The organism is Clostridium sp. UBA5988 (assembly GCF_002435615.1).
GTDB classification, from domain to species: domain Bacteria; phylum Bacillota; class Clostridia; order Clostridiales; family Clostridiaceae; genus Clostridium_J; species Clostridium_J sulfidigenes.
Genome location: NZ_DJBA01000075.1, coordinates 174423 through 190444, shown reverse-complemented (window position 1 = coordinate 190444; position 16022 = coordinate 174423). Strand labels below are relative to the sequence as shown.

The following is a 16022-nucleotide window of genomic DNA, read 5'->3' as shown; positions in this document are numbered from 1 at the left end:
TTCATTACTTGTAAAGTGGTGTAATATAAAAATAAAATCTATAGGAGGACTATATGAATAATTCAATAAAGGATATATATCTTAAATACATTAGAATAAGTAAATTAAATAAATATATAAAATTGGAGTCAAAAGAAGATTTTAGAAATCTCTGGGTAAAAATGAAATGGATTAGTTCTCAATGCAAACCTATTATTCCTTTTTTTATTTCTACAATAGTAATCAATTCTGCTTTATCTTTAATTGGAGTTTATAATGCTATAATATCAAAATCTCTTATAGATGCTGCTATTAGTGGTAAAACTTCAACGGTTATTCAATGGCTCATTGTAATGGCCACTATAATGTTTGGAAGAATGCTCATATCTCCTATTACCTCATTTATGAGTACTAGGGCATCTACTAAACTCAATCAAGGTATTCAAAGTAAGCTTTATAAACATCTTACCTATAGTGAATGGATTGAACAATCAAAATTTCACAGTGTTAGCTTGCTTACTAGAATAACATCGGATGTAGGAACAATATCTTCAACAATATTAGGTACTATTCCTAGCATTATATCTTTGCTAGTAACCTTTATAGCTTCCTTCTCTACTCTAATTTATTTTGCTCCATCCGTAGCAATTGTAGCAGTAATAGTAGGTCCTATATTACTTTTAATTAGTCGATCCTTTGGTAGAAAATTAAAAAAGTTATATAAAGAAATACAAGAAGAAGATATAAAATATCGCTCTTTCATTCAAGAATCTATTCAAAACTTAATGATAGTTAAAACCTTTTGTATGGAGAAACTTAATGTAGATAAACTCCATCTAATACAAAAAAATAAATATGAGTTAGCTATGAAAAATACTAAACTTAGTGTTCTTTCAGGGATGTCCATGGGATTTTGCTCTACCATTGCTTATTTCTCTATATTTTGTTGGGGTGCTTTAAACATTTCAAAGGGATTGGGAACCTATGGAACTTTTACCGCTATGATACAACTCTACAGTAATATTCAAGGTCCTATTTCTGGACTTGCTAACACTTTCCCAGCCCTTATAGGATGTATCTCAGCTACTGAAAGACTTATGGAAATTGAAGAAATTGCTCTTGAAGATGTCAATACCCCAAGCATTTCTCAATCATTTAAGTCTCCCTATATTAAATTTAAAAATGTATCCTTTAGTTATAAGGAAGGAAACCCTGTAATAAAAAATGTAACCTTTAACATAGCTCCTGGAGAAATTGTAGCCTTAATTGGCCCCTCTGGAGAAGGTAAAACAACCTTAATAAGACTTTTACTATCGCTTATTCACTGTGATGAAGGAGAAATTACCCTAGGAAGCTATAACATAAGAAACAATGATGAAATAGTTTTAAATAGAAATCATAGGGAACTTATATCTTATGTGCCTCAAGGAAACACTCTCTTTTCTGGAACCATAGAGGATAACCTTCGCTACGGTAAAGATGATGCTAATACAGATGACATTGAAGAAGCTACAAAAGCAGCCTGTGCCTTGAAGTTTATAAATAAATTAGAAGATAACTTTCATACCTTAATAGGTGAAAAAGGTAGTGGAGTTTCTGAAGGGCAAGCTCAAAGGCTAGCCATAGCAAGAGCTCTCCTAAGGAAAAGACCAATTTTAATCTTAGATGAGGTAACTTCATCTTTAGATGTTGATACAGAACTCAATGTCCTTAAATCAATAAAAGAACTAGACCATAAACCAACCTGTATCATAATAACCCATAGACCTTCTGCATTATCTATCTGTGATAGAATCTTAAAACTCGAAAAAGGTACTCTAAAAGAGATTGAGAATAAAGTTATACTAGAAACCGCAGTAAATCAATAAATAAGCCGCCTATGAAATCTTTTTTAGGATTTCATAGGCGGCTTTACTCATATGTTACACTAATTCATCTTTTACATCCCAAAGTTGAAAATTTAGCTACCACTGCATATCCACTTCTATTTTCTCCACCTGTAATAAAGTAAGACCCACATCGTATCCATGCATGTGCTACCATCTCATTTTTTTCATTCTTTTTAACCCCTAGATAAATTGTAGTTGGTATTCCCTTTCCTCTCATCATTCTTTGTGCAGTAAGGGCTTTAATAAGGCACTTACTTTCCCATGGCGTATATCGTGAAGCATTAATAACTGCCCACCTTATGTCTCTCGCTATTCTATATGAATTTATATCTACCTCACCTGGAGACTCTTCTTTTACATTACCCATCCTCTTCCTAAGTTTGTTAAAAGGTACAAAGATTATTAAAATCCTATATATTCCTGTATATATATAAGCTTCTAGAAATTTCAACTTAATACTCCAATCTAAAATAGCAAAGGTTCTAATCTTTCTAGTTAATACTGATAAGCTCTGCATTATTAAGTTTTCCTAAAAATTCTATTACATTTTCTTTACACTGATTCTTTTCAACCTGAAACTCTCCAAGCAATGTATTAATAATACTATTAACAGTAGAAGGCTCTTTAATAATCTCCCATATTCTACTTCCAACCTGATTCATCATAAAATATTGACCTTTTTCTAAATTCATCATAACCACTTCACCGTCTAAATCTGTAGCATCAATATCAGAATTTCTTGTTATCTTAGAATTTAGTGTGATCTCCAGGTTTTCATTAATTTCATCAGATTTAACTTTAAGTTCTTTAATCTCCATCTCTCTCATCCTCTCAAATATAATTATAAATTTAACCCATACAATATTTTGCTATTTATAAATGTAACTATAACTCCAATTATTAATAGGATTTAATTTTAAAATTTAAATAGCCTTAGACCCTTTTTTCTCTTTAAATATCCCCTCGATAATTTCTATTTGGTCATCCACTGTGTACTTACCCTTTGGCCTTGTAATTATATAAAACTTAGCTTTTTTAGCAATTTCTATACATTTTTTTAAATACTTAGGAGTCATACCTCCCATAGATCCTATATATTCAGTTCTATATATATTTTTAATAATCTTATTAAGCTTTTCTCCCCCCCTTATCTCTTCCACTTTCACATTATCAACTTCACCCATATCAAGCTCACAAATTGCTGTTAGTGGAACCTTTCTTTTATAAAACCCATAAAAATCTGGAACTATATACTTTACCTTTCCATCAGCTTGAAAACAAGGATATGATTCTTTAACATAATACATATTCTCTAAAGCATCAACACATAGTTTATGGTAAGGAAATCCTGGTTCTACGACTATTTTATTATCAAAACTTAATGCAGCTACATCATCTGCTACAAAGTTATATCCTCTTTTTACAAGAGCTGTAGTCAATGTTGACTTTCCAGCTCCCCTTTCTCCTGTAAATATAATAGCATTTCCATTTATGACTACGGTACCTCCATGGATAGCTGTTGACTCCCTTTGGAGTAGCAGAAAACCTAAGACACTTCCCATTATATAAACTTTCATAAGACTTATATCACAATCCTCACAGGGATCTACTATAACCTTATTTCCATTTTCAATACAATAAGTAGCCACATGATCTATATGAAACCAAACATGATCCTTAGTTACATGAATACTTTTCCCCTCTCTAATTTCCTCTAAAATGTTATTGGGAGTTTGTCCATATAATATAGTTACAATGTCTTTATCTTTAAAATCTTCATTTCTTTTAGGGAATTCCAGAATTTCAATATTAGAATCTATATTAAGTCCATATACTCTATAGAAATACTTGTTATCTATATCCATAATTTCATTGATTCCTTTCTGACATTCTATGTTTCTAATGTTTTTTAAATCAAGATACCTATATCAAGCTTTATTTTGATATAGGTATCTTGGTGAAAAATTATGATTGTCCTGGTACATTACCATGATTCTTAGGATGCCATCTATTGTGCTTGTAACACCACACCCAGTCTGGATGGTCAGCAGGTTAAATATTAGGATTAGTGTAATCTTCATTGTTAAATTTAATACTCATTGGTTCTTGCCAATTACAAAAATCAATATATTCAGTTTCATTTGTATCATTAGCAGCTAATTGTGATAATATTGGTTTCTTCCACTCTTTTTTCATATATTTCCTCCTTCTATTTAAATATAACCCTAAATACATATGCTGTTTCATATGTATTATTTTACCATATAATTATTCTAGATTCAATATAAATACTTATCATATAAGCTTAAATTTGTTAAAAATCTATATATGAATTCTATTATTAATTACATGCTTTTTTATTACTTTATACAATGTAATTAATAAATTATTATTTTTAAATTAAATAATCTAGTATTATTGTTTAATATCTATCACAATTATAAATGTAAATAATTGCGATAGGTAATTTACATATATTTCCTTTTATGATAATATATTATGGTAAGGAGGTGAAGAAATGAAACCTTGGAATAAGCCAGAATTAAATAATTTAAGTTTTGCTGAAACTAAAGATATAAATCCCACATATTGGAACCCCTTTGTAGGTGCATGTAAAAATCCTGCTGGTGCAGGCAACGATTGCCCATTAACTTGGGATAGAGGTTGTAAATATTATGAACTACTTAGCTTAGACCTTTGCACTGGGTATGGAAAATGCACAAAAAAAATCCAACCAACTCCTCCAGAACCGCCAAGTCCAACGTCATAAGTTAGACATAAATATAGATAAGAAAGTATATACCTTCTTATCTATATTTATTTATTCGGTATAAATTACAAAATATTCATTATTGAAATATAATGGATTTAGAATTTTTGCGTTTCCATTTATAGTATTTCGAATATCATAAAATTCAAATAATCCTTTCTTTATGGTAGTTCCACTAAAAATATACGGAGATAAGTTTTGGTTAAATACGTTTTCTCTTAAGGTAACTTTTCCATTAGGATTACTATAGGTGGTATCAAACAGATTAAAAACAGATTTACTACTGCTATTATTAACTTCATTATTATTAAATATAAGGTTTTTCATTTTTCCTGCTGACAGCTTTATCAAATCATCAGATGAAGAACTCATTTCTATAATATTATTCTCAATCTCTAATACTGTTGAACTTCCCCATGTTTGAGTAAGAATGTTACAATCCACCATCTTACATTTATTAAAAATAATAGTTCCTGTATTTCCATGGGTTCTTACTATAGACTTGGAAATGATACATTCATTCATTGAAGCATTTAACAGTACTGTTAAAATGCTATCTTCAATAATACAACTATTAAGTTCAGCACTTAAATAGCATTGTTTCATTTTTAAACTGCAATCTTTTAAATTCCCAACAATTCTCACATTTATAGTTCCATCACTAGTAACTATTGAGTTCAAAATTATATCTTCCTCAGTCATTCTATCAATACTACTATTTGTGAAGGTTTCTCCATAAACATACGGTCTTTCAGTCACTGTAGTATTTCTTGGTTGTAATCTCAAATTACTATTTACAAACTGATTTTCTTTACTTTCAATTTTAGATGAATATTCATAGGTTACAGAATTAGATTTAAATATATTTTTAACAAATTTATAATTAGTTGTTCTTCCCCACATATATACCATTCCCGTAAATTCATTTCCTTCAAATATAATATTATCTCCTGCACAAGTAACTATATCTCCTGATTTATTTCCCATAAATTTATTATTTTCAACTTTAATATCCTGCATTAGGTCCCATCCATCTTCAAAGTCAATAGCATAACCAGGTGCTTGACCTCCATTATTTTCAAAAATATTATTTTCTATAGTCCATTGCTGACCTCCACAAAATGCAATTCCTAAACTTCTATTATTTGAAATGGTGCAATTCCTTAAAATTATATTAGTAGGCGGCTCAAAATTGCTAATCCAGCCTACATAGCCTAAATTACTAGCTATATCTATCTGTGGAAATACAAATCTCACATAGACTGCTCCATCTGGTATAATAACCTTTCTAAACTGAAGGCACTTCTCTGAAGAAATAAACTGATTATTTTTATCATAGAAATAGGATATATATTGGGGTTGCTTTATATAAGGATACCCTTGATATCCTAAAGTATATCCAAACTCAAATTTCCCGTTACAAGCTGAAATGTTATAAGCTTTAGTCCTAGAAACAATGTTACTTTCAATAATTTCTCCTTTTAGATTTATATCTCCAATCTGAAAATCTTTTACATAAACAGTATCATACCTATTTTTATTGTTACCGCTATTAGTAGCAACACCATAACCTGGTACATTGATCACTGAAATATTATCTATAATACAATCATAACCACCATTTACTACTAATCCACATCCCCACTCATGAGTTCCTGGTACTGTAATATAATCATGGGTTTCTTTATCTCCTTCTAAAATTCCATTAGTAAATATAAGGTTTTCCGCTCCATCTTCAAAGCTAACAATAGAATATTTTTCTAGTGCATTACTGTTAATTTTTAGAGTAGAACCATTTAAATCTATAGTTATATCTTTTAATTTAATTACTATTGGATTATTTTCATCTATTAAATAAATACCCTTTGGAAAGATTATCTTTTTATACTTTAGTGACGAGGATATAAATTCTAAGGCTTTATTAATACCTTTAGATGTTTCTATAGGTGAAGTTCCATCATTTTTAATATTAAAATATTTCAAATCAATAACATACTCAGTACTTTCCTTCTTCCTATACTTGAAATCTATAACTACATTGGGATTTTCTATAGTTAATACTACTTTTACTTTACTATCGGTAATTAGATCATAACCTTCTATTGACTTTGCTTCAAAACTATATTCTCCCATATGAATATTCTCTATATTAATAGAAGGTATTAATTTTTCATTTGTATCAATATTTATATAGTTAATTTCTATACATCCATAAACAGGCTCTGGTATATCCTTCTTATTATAATAAAATGTTATAGTATAATTTTTTATGAAGAAAATCACAAATAAAAAGATAGTGCCTTTTATTGGAGTATATCCATTAATATCTTTAGCTTTGTATATATATAATCCCGTCTTTACATTTTCATAAATATCTTTAGAGTATATTAATGCCTTAGTCTCATTATCTCTATATTCTATAGTAACTGTACTACTCATATCTCTTCTCCCTTTGGACTTTAATTTATATTATAGACTTGTCCTATAATATAATATTCAATTATTGGGATTAGTGATATAATTCTATACCCTATAATTCCATCCATTTCAGTAATTTATTTTTCTTTGCAGAAATAGAAGCTCCCTTTATTACAAACTTACTCTTATCAATGAAGGAATATTCTTTTCTAAACAAACCTGCTATTAAATGGTGAACCAATGCTATAGGGATTAATATTCTATATCTCTTCGCATAGTTATATTTATCTGACATATATTCTACCCTAGGGAACATAAAACGTATGTATCTCTTTATGGCTCCTAAAGTGGCATTCTTATCTTTACATTCATAGTTAAAAGCAATTTGATTACTAAAGGAATTTACCACATCCTTTTTTCCATAAACTCCACCCTTTAAAATTTCATCTATGAGCAAATTAATATATTTTTCTTCATCTAATTTAATATTTATTAATTCATTAGGAACTTTCATGTGAAATAATCTATTACATAATAAAAAAACTATAACGTTAAATTTTTCAAAACCATATTCCTTAGATTTATCTAGGAAGCTTATCCATGAAATTTCATTTCCTTTATTCTCTACCAATAATACTAAATCACAAAGCTGTCTTAACCCAAATCCATTGGCAGCTAAATGAGATGCCATATGCATACATAGGTGTAAAGCTAAATCTTCATAGCAAAGAGATCTTACTTCTGAGTTACCTACATTAACTTTTATAGAATTATTCCATATGTCTTCTTCAAATTTATTAAGATCACTACTAAATCCATCTCTTTTAACAATATGCCAGTGTACTTCTATAATAGGAAAAGTATAATGATAAAATACTATATGATGAGATGCTACATGATCCTCTAATTGGTTATAGCCCATGTCTAATAAAATACATTTAACTTTTTCTAAATCTTCTTTATGAACTAATATGTCTGCATCATTCATATCCCTTTGTTCTGGGTGAGGATAAAAATTCCTTACCACCAGCCCCTTTAATACAATTACGGGAATTTCTTCATCATTAAACCTACTAAATATTTTAACTAAATTACTGATATTTCTGATTTCTTTTGTTCCAGTATGAAATACTGATATTTGAAGTCTTTTTAGTTTTTCACAATCCAGCTGTGAAATCATATCTTTTTTACTTAAAGAAGAATAAATTATTCCCTCTACTTTATGTAATTGGGCTATATTTATTATTTTATCCCAATTAACGTTATCAGATAATTTATATGTTGTTTTTCCCCTTATTGAATGAGACAATAATTCTATGAATTGACTCTGTGTACTGTCCATAATTACACTCCTAACTATATTTAATCTACGACCTTTACAATTCGCCTTTACATTGAATTTATGTTAATATATGCATTACATAACAATTGTAACATATTTACATATTATGTAAATACCTTTATTCTTCATGGTCAGATATTTCCCACTAAAAAAAGCTACCCAACCTTAGTTGAATAACTCTAAATTTAATTTATAAAATATAATATATCTGATATATTTCTCTCTCCATTAAAATCTGAAGGTTTATTTATAACTTCACCATTAAAATATAAAGTAGAGGAGCCTCCGCCATCTAGGTTATACGCAAAGTTACAACCTATCTTTTGAAATTCAATGGCTAAATCATAACAACTCATGCCTTGTGACTTAGTGCTTCTTCCATCAACCACAATTATTACATATTCCAATGGTCCTTTTTGACCAATAGCTGTACGTGGTTGCACATCTTCCTTATACCATGTATCTCCATATTCAACAATGTTACCATCTTTAATTAGATCTGGACCAAAGTCATAGGTATGTCTTGCACCCAAACTCAATAATTCTTCTGCATTTTTCTTTCCATACTCATATATTTTAAAGTTACCTTCTTTATCTATAACCAGAGGAGCACAATCTAGATCCGTGCCTCTGTACACTACTCCATCTCTAATTACATATCCTGATGTATTAAATCCGCAAGCAGCACCATTAATAGCAAGAATAGCATTATGTCTGTTGGCTATAGAAGATGTTTTCTCTTTTATATTTAAGGAAAAACTGTCTCCTGAAAAGGCAGAATTAAGCTGACTTTGATTTTTTATTTTTACTGTTGTAATCCAATATCTAAGGTTTGGATTTGTTTTTACAATAGGCTCAATAGTAATCATCATTGTAGGCGATCCATACTTTCTAATGCCTGTTTCATTATCTATTTTAATATAGGTATCAGATGGAAATTCATCCAGCTCTATCTGAGAAATAACTTCACTATTTAATTCTGTATAATTATATAAACTAGCAACTAAAAATAATATTATACCTATTAAAATGGCAGATAATATTATTATAATAATTTTTCCAACCGCTAAATTACTTAATAATTTTGAGTTCCTCTCATTCATAATATATCCCCTTGTATTACTTACACTAATATAAATATGTACAGTTATTATTAATTATAAACAAAAGGACCAATTAATTTTAAACTAATTAGTCCTTTTATTTATATTATTTTAGTCATTTTTTCATTTATATTACTAACTTTCTTAACCTCTGGTAATGATACATGACCCCACCAACGATGAGTCCAAGCTATTTTTTCTATTTCACTTTCTTCAGGGATGATTTCAAAATTCAATGCTCTTTCTACTCTATCAACGTCGGTATATGAACCATATTCATTCATTTGTGTTAATAGTAATATAGCACTATACTTTCCAGGGGCAAGTGTACTTGTATCCAAATTAAATATATCATCATACATGATACCTGATTTTGCATTTACAAAGGGCTTGGAATAGCTTACACCAACTGGTGTATTATCTGAAAATAAGACTTCAACCCTCAGTCTTAAATTAAACAAATCTTTACCAGCTTTCCATTTCATTTTAAAGGTAATAGATTCTTTAGAATTAAATATACAATCTTTATTATTTAGTATTTGCGTGCTTATAATAGTGGCACTTTGCATAATATGTGATTGCCTTTTTTGGTTTTCAAGATTCATTAATGGGGTAGTATTAAAATTATTATTCATATAAACTTTTATTCCATCATCTACATCACCATCAAAGATAATTTTCCCATGGTCTAAAACTATTACCCTACTACAAAGCTGTTGTATTGTCCTCATACTATGACTTACATAAAGTATTGTTCTTCCCCCATCTGCTATATCCTCCATCTTCCCAAGACATTTTTCTTGAAATTTCATGTCCCCTACCGCTAATACTTCATCAACTATAAGAATATCTGGATCAAGGTGAGCTGCTACTGCAAATGCAAGCTTTACGTGCATTCCACTTGAATATCTTTTTACTGGTGTATCAAGAAATTCACCTATTTCTGAAAATGCTACTATATCCTTAAACTTAGCCTCTATCTCCTTTTTTCTCATGCCTAAGATAGACCCATTTAAATAAATATTTTCTCTTCCTGTTAATTCTTGATTGAAACCTGTTCCAATTTCTAAAAGAGAAGAAATCCTACCTTTTATTTTAATTTCTCCCTCCGTTGGAAGTGTAATTCTAGAAAAAATTTTTAAAATAGTAGATTTTCCAGCTCCATTATGCCCAATTATTCCAATTCTTTCGCCTCTATTAACTGTAAAATTAATATCTTTCAATGCCCAAAACTCATTACCAGATGACATTTTATTCTTCTTACTAAATGCTCCTTTAATAGAGTTTAAAAGAACAGCTATAAAAGTATCACTTTTATCTTGATTAGATAACAACCTATATTTTTTGCTAATCCCTTCAACCCTCAAAACTTCCTGAACCATATAAATCCTCCTAAATTACATCCGCAAAAGTATCTTCAAACTTTATGAAAAATTTTACTCCTAATATTAATCCTATTAATGCAGTAACAATTGAAAAAATTAATGCTGGAACATATATCCTTGCTGATGGTATGATGCACCATCTAAATCCTTCAATTACTCCAACTAATGGATTAATGGAATATATTAATCTTAGATTGGTTGGTATCACTGAACTTGTATATGCAACTGGAGATAAATACATACCAAATTGCAATATTACTGGAATTATATATTTTATATCCCTATATTTTACATTAAGTGTGGAAAAAAATAAGCCAAACCCTAAGGCTATTATGAAAGCTAAAATAATAAAACATGGAAATAACAATATTTTTATTGGTGGTAAGTATCCAGTGAAAATCATTATAATTAATAAAACTAGTAATGAAATAACAAAATCTATAAAAGCTGTAACCACAGAAGCTATAGGTAAAGTGAGCCTTGGAAAATATATTTTTTTTATCATATGACCATTATTAACTAGACTATTAGATACACCATTAAATGCTGCAGAAAAAAAATTCCATGGCAAAAGCGCTGAATACACCATAATTGCGTAAGGAACCCCATTCTCTGAGGGCATATTTGCTAATCCTCCAAATACAAAGGTCATGATTATCATTGAAAATATTGGCTGGAAAATAGCCCAAAGTATCCCTAATGCAGTTTGTTTATATCTAACTATAATATCCTTCCATGATAAAAATGTTATAACTTCTCTATATTTCCACAGTTCTTTCAATCTCTTTTTATGAGATGGTTTACCTGTTATTAAAATTACCTCATTCATAGTATTTCCCCCTTTAATTGTAAGTATTTATTATACAAATTTGAATTTATACAAAATAGTACCCACAAACATTTTTCTTTAAAATTAAATAAAGGACATTTTAATAAATATAATAATTCTGACGCAAATAATTTTTTATATATTTTTATATGTGTATTATCTATATTCAATAGATTAAATCCTTTTTTATAGCAATTAAAAAAATTTAAAACAAATGTATACTGAGCTTTATTATATAAGTTAATATTTCTTATTTCTTTAAAGAATTTCATTCTATCTTTATATGCATATGCTGCATCAAAATTTTTTAATGTAAATTTACCCTTTGTAATTCCCTCTTCATTCTGATAATAATACAATGGACAGTTAATATATACAGTATTTTTACTATTAAATAATACTTTATGAATTACAAATTCATCTTCATGTATTTTACCATAAGGATATCTTATATTTTTAAATATATTTTTATGATATAACTTATTCCAAGCTATAACAAACTTAACTCCATTCTCCTTATGCATCTCATTTAATGCTTCAACATTATTAAATTTCTTTATATTTAACATTTTAGGGATTTCATATTTTTCTATGCTCTTATTATCCACCATCTCATAGTCACAAAATGCAATATCAGCCTTATAATCAACTATAGTATCATATAATATATCATACATATTTGGATGTATGTAATCATCACTATCTACAAATCCTATGTATTCACCCTTTGCTATATCTAACCCTGAATTTCTTGCTGAAGAAACTCCTTCATTATTTTTGTGTATAACTCTTATTCTTTTATCCTTTGTAGCATAATCATCGCATATTTTACCACAATTATCTGGTGAACCATCATTTACAAGTATCAATTCAAAATCTTTAAATCTTTGATTAAGAATTGAATTAATACATCTATTAATATATTTTTCCACTTTGTATACTGGTACTATTATACTTATTTTACACATACACACCCACCTAAAAACTATTAAATTTAAACCTAATATAATTTATTATAAATTTAAATATATCTTTATAATCAAAAACAGTTAGTTTCCTTAAACTTCTTTTTATTTTTGCAAAGTTCTTTAATAAGAATTTTACAGGATACCTATAGAGTATATCTATATAAAAACTTTTAAAATATATTACCCCATTATCAAATTCATATCTATAATCAATACTTAAATCTTCTTGTATAATGTAATCTTTTATTCTAATGTATCCCCAAAGCAAATCTAATATCTTCTCATCTTTACTACCAGTTGTTGAATCTGACCTACGAAAATAATTATATCCTATATCCTTTGTCACACTCACTTTACTAGACTTTAAATATAACTTAGGTATTAACTCTAAATCTTCATAATACTTGCCTTCATAAAATAATAAGTTATTATTAACAAATAGCTCTCTTCTAAATAATTTATTCCATGGATGTGCTCTTTTTAAAATGTCACTAAAAATTATATCTTTAGGAATATACTTATATATTACAATTCCACCTTCATCTACCTCATTTACACCCGTTAAACACATATCAGCATCATTATATACACATGTATCATAAAGAATCTTATACATATCAACCTCTATCCAATCATCACTATCAACAAATCCTATATATTCACCTCTTGCAATATTTATACCTGCGTTTCTTGCCGTTGACTGTCCTCCATTTTCTTTATGAATCACTATAACCCTTTCATCTAACTCACCATATTCATCACATATTTTACCAGAACTATCTGTTGATCCATCATCTATAAGAATAAGTTCAAAATCCTTAAAAGTTTGATTTAATATGGAATCAACACATTTATTAATATACTTTTCAACATTATATACAGGCACTATTATACTTATTTTAGGATTCATATCATTTTTCCTTTCAATCAATATAGTTACATAGTTTAATAACTTCACATGTTGTATCTATCTTCTCCCTTGATAAAGCTTTTGAAAAATTTTCACCAACTTTTGGATTATCAATAAGAAATTTAATTTTTTCGCATATTTTATCTACATTACACTCAGCAATTAAACCATTCTGTCCATCTTCAATCTGTTCATTAGAGCCAATGAAATTTGCAGTAACTATAGGCTTGTTTAAACATTTCGCCTCTGCTATGGTTATACAGTAGCCTTCATGCCTTGAAGGCTGAACATAGATGTCTGAAGCCTTTATGTAGGGATAAGGATTTATAGTTTCTCCTAATAAAATAAAATCATTTCTCAGATTTAGATTTTCTATAAGCTTCTCATACTCTTCTCTATCCTTACCTTCTCCAATGCAATACCATTTAACTTTATATCCTTGTTTTTTCAATTTATCTAATACTTTTATTGCTAAATCTTGCCCCTTTTCTTTAGACAATCTTCCTACAGTCAAAATTCTTATACCCTTAAAATCATTGTCAAAATCTATTTTTTCTTGAGCCATGTCTTTAATTAATTCATGTGAAACTAAATTGTTAAATACCTGAGATTTAGTAGATGTAAATGGAAACTGCTTATTTAATATTCTCTCTGCATTCTTAGATACTACAAATATCTTATTAAATCTTTCATATAACTTTGTATATAATTTTTTATTTATCGCATGATGTGAAATATCAAAATGTACCCAGGAGATTTTTAGTTTTGCTTTAACCTTATGTGTTATATAAGCATCTATTATCTCAGTTGGACCTGCATAGGCTATTGCTACATCATATTCTTTCATATTCATTGGAATGCTCTTTAGTATGTTTTTATAATATATATATCTATCATTTGATTTTTTACTCTTAAAATATGAATAAGAAAATCCAAGAATTTTATGATACTTTCTCTTCTTAATATAACTTTTTATAGTCTCATAAGGTGAATCCATAAGAATTGGTTTTATATCTTGAAACCAATTAGTTTCTTCGACTTTTCCCCACTGTGGAAGATATTCTAGAAAACCTCCTTTTTTCTCAAGGAGTAAGATGGTAATACTATATTTATCCTTTGGTATAGCTGATAATAGTGAAAGTAAGGACTTTTCAACTCCACCAATATTCATACTGCTTAACATAAATAGAACTTTTTTCACTGGCATTACTCCTATCCTTCTGTCATTTTTCAGTTCATAATTACTCTACTAATTTTTTCAATTTCTGCTGTTGTATTTATAATTTTACTACTAAGGTTGTTTCTAATTGCCTCATATAAGTCATTATTGTCTAATAGCTTTTTAATCCCTACATAAATGGAATCAGCATCTTCACTAACTATAATCCCATTTTCTTCATTAATTATTTGCTCAGTGGCTCCAGTAAAATTAGTTGTTATAATTGGATTATTAAAGCACCTAGCTTCAGCTAAAGTTATACAGTATCCTTCATGTCTTGATGATTGTACGTATATATCACAATCTTTCATATATGGATAAGGATTTAATCTTGCTCCTAATAGTACATAGTCTTTTTCAATTTTAAATTTATTTATGATTGTCTCATACTCACTTCTAGCTCCACCTTCTCCAACACAATACCAACGTACTTTATACCCTTCACTTTTTAATCTTGCTAAAACAGGTATAGTTAAATCTTGTCCTTTTTCTTTGCTTAATCTTCCTACTGTAAGAATCCTAATCCCGTGAAAATCATCTTTAAAAGATTCTCCATTATCAGCCAAACTATTAATCTTCTTATGATCTAAAATATTATAAAATACTTGGGTCTTATCCTCTACCTTAGGAAAACTCTTTATAAATTTACCTAGCCCATCTTTGGATACCACAAAAATCCTGTCAAAACTTTTATATAGCTTAGATGCTAATTTTTTATTAAAATATTTTTTTTCTATATCAAAGTGTATCCATTGTACTTTTTTTTCTGACTTTATTTTATTTGCTACAAAATATGTTATAAAGTCCATAGGTCCTGCATAAGCTACTGCAATATCATAGTTATTATCTAACGCTTTTACATTTTTAAAGATATACTTATAATAGTAGCTAAGATTCCCAGTGATTTTAGTGATGAAATATAATATAGGAATAATGATACTCTCTAAATATTTATGTTCTGTTACATTTTTCTTTAACACAGATAAAGATGACTCATTAAAATATGATTTTAAACTTTTATATTCATCTACATACTTAACACTAACCCAATCTGGTATTTCATTTAAAAATCCACCATATTCCTCTAACATAAGAATAGTAATATCCCATTTAGTTCTATCCATTTCTCTTATCATTGATAGCAGCGCTTTTTCTGTACCACCTATGTTCATATTAATAATCATAAATATTATTCGTATCATACTTAACC

At 28.5% G+C, this 16022-nt stretch carries 15 protein-coding genes; 2 read left to right on the top strand and 13 right to left on the bottom strand.

Going from position 1 to position 16022, the window contains the following annotated elements; all coding sequences use genetic code 11:
* Window positions 1-53: 53 nt before the first annotated feature.
* Window positions 54-1847 carry an ABC transporter ATP-binding protein gene (locus B3J31_RS16410; protein ID WP_346874243.1) on the top strand — a complete coding sequence of 598 codons (1794 nt, stop codon included), beginning with the start codon at window positions 54-56 and terminating at the stop codon, window positions 1845-1847.
* Between the two features lie 64 nt (window positions 1848-1911).
* On the opposite strand, the gene B3J31_RS16405 is transcribed toward B3J31_RS16410, so the two are convergent.
* The 4 genes from B3J31_RS16405 to B3J31_RS16390 form a co-directional block, all read right to left on the bottom strand.
* The gene (locus B3J31_RS16405) at window positions 1912-2385 is read right to left on the bottom strand and encodes a lasso peptide biosynthesis B2 protein (RefSeq protein WP_150842454.1); all 474 of its coding nucleotides are present in this window, start codon (window positions 2383-2385) and stop codon (window positions 1912-1914) included.
* Window positions 2360-2686 (bottom strand): lasso peptide biosynthesis PqqD family chaperone, encoded by a 327-nt coding sequence (locus B3J31_RS16400; protein WP_167402806.1) that lies wholly within the window; start codon window positions 2684-2686, stop codon window positions 2360-2362. Before B3J31_RS16400 ends, B3J31_RS16405 begins: the two co-directional genes overlap by 26 nt.
* 105 nt (window positions 2687-2791) lie before the next feature.
* The gene (locus tag B3J31_RS16395) at window positions 2792-3733 is read right to left on the bottom strand and encodes a hypothetical protein (RefSeq protein ID WP_150842452.1); all 942 of its coding nucleotides are present in this window, start codon (window positions 3731-3733) and stop codon (window positions 2792-2794) included.
* 187 nt (window positions 3734-3920) lie between these two features.
* Window positions 3921-4064 (bottom strand): hypothetical protein, encoded by a 144-nt coding sequence (locus B3J31_RS16390; protein ID WP_346867975.1) that lies wholly within the window; start codon window positions 4062-4064, stop codon window positions 3921-3923.
* 322 nt (window positions 4065-4386) lie between these two features.
* Between B3J31_RS16390 and B3J31_RS16385 the strand changes: the two genes are divergently transcribed.
* Window positions 4387-4638 (top strand): hypothetical protein, encoded by a 252-nt coding sequence (locus B3J31_RS16385; protein WP_346867976.1) that lies wholly within the window; start codon window positions 4387-4389, stop codon window positions 4636-4638.
* 51 nt (window positions 4639-4689) lie between these two features.
* Here the strand turns inward: B3J31_RS16385 and B3J31_RS16380 are convergent, their stop codons facing one another.
* The 9 genes from B3J31_RS16380 to B3J31_RS16340 form a co-directional block, all read right to left on the bottom strand.
* Window positions 4690-7077 carry a right-handed parallel beta-helix repeat-containing protein gene (locus B3J31_RS16380; protein ID WP_346867977.1) on the bottom strand — a complete coding sequence of 796 codons (2388 nt, stop codon included), beginning with the start codon at window positions 7075-7077 and terminating at the stop codon, window positions 4690-4692.
* Between the two features lie 91 nt (window positions 7078-7168).
* Complete coding sequence (locus B3J31_RS16375) at window positions 7169-8398, bottom strand: nucleotidyltransferase family protein (RefSeq protein WP_346867978.1); 1230 nt, start codon at window positions 8396-8398, stop codon at window positions 7169-7171.
* 185 nt (window positions 8399-8583) lie between these two features.
* Entirely contained in the window at window positions 8584-9501 is a 918-nt protein-coding gene (locus B3J31_RS16370; protein WP_150842447.1) for a phosphodiester glycosidase family protein, read from the bottom strand.
* 101 nt (window positions 9502-9602) lie between these two features.
* The gene (locus B3J31_RS16365) at window positions 9603-10883 is read right to left on the bottom strand and encodes an ABC transporter ATP-binding protein (RefSeq protein ID WP_346867979.1); all 1281 of its coding nucleotides are present in this window, start codon (window positions 10881-10883) and stop codon (window positions 9603-9605) included.
* 10 nt (window positions 10884-10893) lie between these two features.
* The gene (locus tag B3J31_RS16360; RefSeq protein ID WP_150842445.1) at window positions 10894-11715 is read right to left on the bottom strand and encodes an ABC transporter permease; all 822 of its coding nucleotides are present in this window, start codon (window positions 11713-11715) and stop codon (window positions 10894-10896) included.
* The gene (locus tag B3J31_RS16355) at window positions 11712-12683 is read right to left on the bottom strand and encodes a glycosyltransferase family 2 protein (protein ID WP_346867980.1); all 972 of its coding nucleotides are present in this window, start codon (window positions 12681-12683) and stop codon (window positions 11712-11714) included. The genes B3J31_RS16360 and B3J31_RS16355 overlap by 4 nt, the downstream gene beginning before the upstream one ends.
* A gap of 10 nt (window positions 12684-12693) precedes the next feature.
* Window positions 12694-13593 carry a glycosyltransferase family 2 protein gene (locus B3J31_RS16350; protein ID WP_346874242.1) on the bottom strand — a complete coding sequence of 300 codons (900 nt, stop codon included), beginning with the start codon at window positions 13591-13593 and terminating at the stop codon, window positions 12694-12696.
* Between the two features lie 13 nt (window positions 13594-13606).
* A complete protein-coding gene (locus B3J31_RS16345; protein WP_346867982.1) occupies window positions 13607-14794 on the bottom strand; it encodes a glycosyltransferase in 1188 nt (395 codons plus the stop codon).
* 29 nt (window positions 14795-14823) lie between these two features.
* Window positions 14824-16014 (bottom strand): glycosyltransferase, encoded by a 1191-nt coding sequence (locus B3J31_RS16340; protein ID WP_346867983.1) that lies wholly within the window; start codon window positions 16012-16014, stop codon window positions 14824-14826.
* Window positions 16015-16022: the final 8 nt, after the last annotated feature.

Excerpts from the sequence above, each read along its gene's own strand:
- B3J31_RS16410 (WP_346874243.1), top strand. The coding sequence starts at position 54 with ATGAATAATTCAATAAAGGATATATATCTTAAATACATTAGAATAAGT.
- B3J31_RS16405 (WP_150842454.1), bottom strand. The coding sequence starts at position 2,385 with ATGCAGAGCTTATCAGTATTAACTAGAAAGATTAGAACCTTTGCTATT.
- B3J31_RS16400 (WP_167402806.1), bottom strand. The coding sequence starts at position 2,686 with ATGGAGATTAAAGAACTTAAAGTTAAATCTGATGAAATTAATGAAAAC.
- B3J31_RS16395 (WP_150842452.1), bottom strand. The coding sequence starts at position 3,733 with ATGGATATAGATAACAAGTATTTCTATAGAGTATATGGACTTAATATA.
- B3J31_RS16390 (WP_346867975.1), bottom strand. The coding sequence starts at position 4,064 with ATGAAAAAAGAGTGGAAGAAACCAATATTATCACAATTAGCTGCTAAT.
- B3J31_RS16385 (WP_346867976.1), top strand. The coding sequence starts at position 4,387 with ATGAAACCTTGGAATAAGCCAGAATTAAATAATTTAAGTTTTGCTGAA.
- B3J31_RS16380 (WP_346867977.1), bottom strand. The coding sequence starts at position 7,077 with ATGAGTAGTACAGTTACTATAGAATATAGAGATAATGAGACTAAGGCA.
- B3J31_RS16375 (WP_346867978.1), bottom strand. The coding sequence starts at position 8,398 with ATGGACAGTACACAGAGTCAATTCATAGAATTATTGTCTCATTCAATA.
- B3J31_RS16370 (WP_150842447.1), bottom strand. The coding sequence starts at position 9,501 with ATGAATGAGAGGAACTCAAAATTATTAAGTAATTTAGCGGTTGGAAAA.
- B3J31_RS16365 (WP_346867979.1), bottom strand. The coding sequence starts at position 10,883 with ATGGTTCAGGAAGTTTTGAGGGTTGAAGGGATTAGCAAAAAATATAGG.
- B3J31_RS16360 (WP_150842445.1), bottom strand. The coding sequence starts at position 11,715 with ATGAATGAGGTAATTTTAATAACAGGTAAACCATCTCATAAAAAGAGA.
- B3J31_RS16355 (WP_346867980.1), bottom strand. The coding sequence starts at position 12,683 with ATGTGTAAAATAAGTATAATAGTACCAGTATACAAAGTGGAAAAATAT.
- B3J31_RS16350 (WP_346874242.1), bottom strand. The coding sequence starts at position 13,593 with ATGAATCCTAAAATAAGTATAATAGTGCCTGTATATAATGTTGAAAAG.
- B3J31_RS16340 (WP_346867983.1), bottom strand. The coding sequence starts at position 16,014 with ATGATACGAATAATATTTATGATTATTAATATGAACATAGGTGGTACA.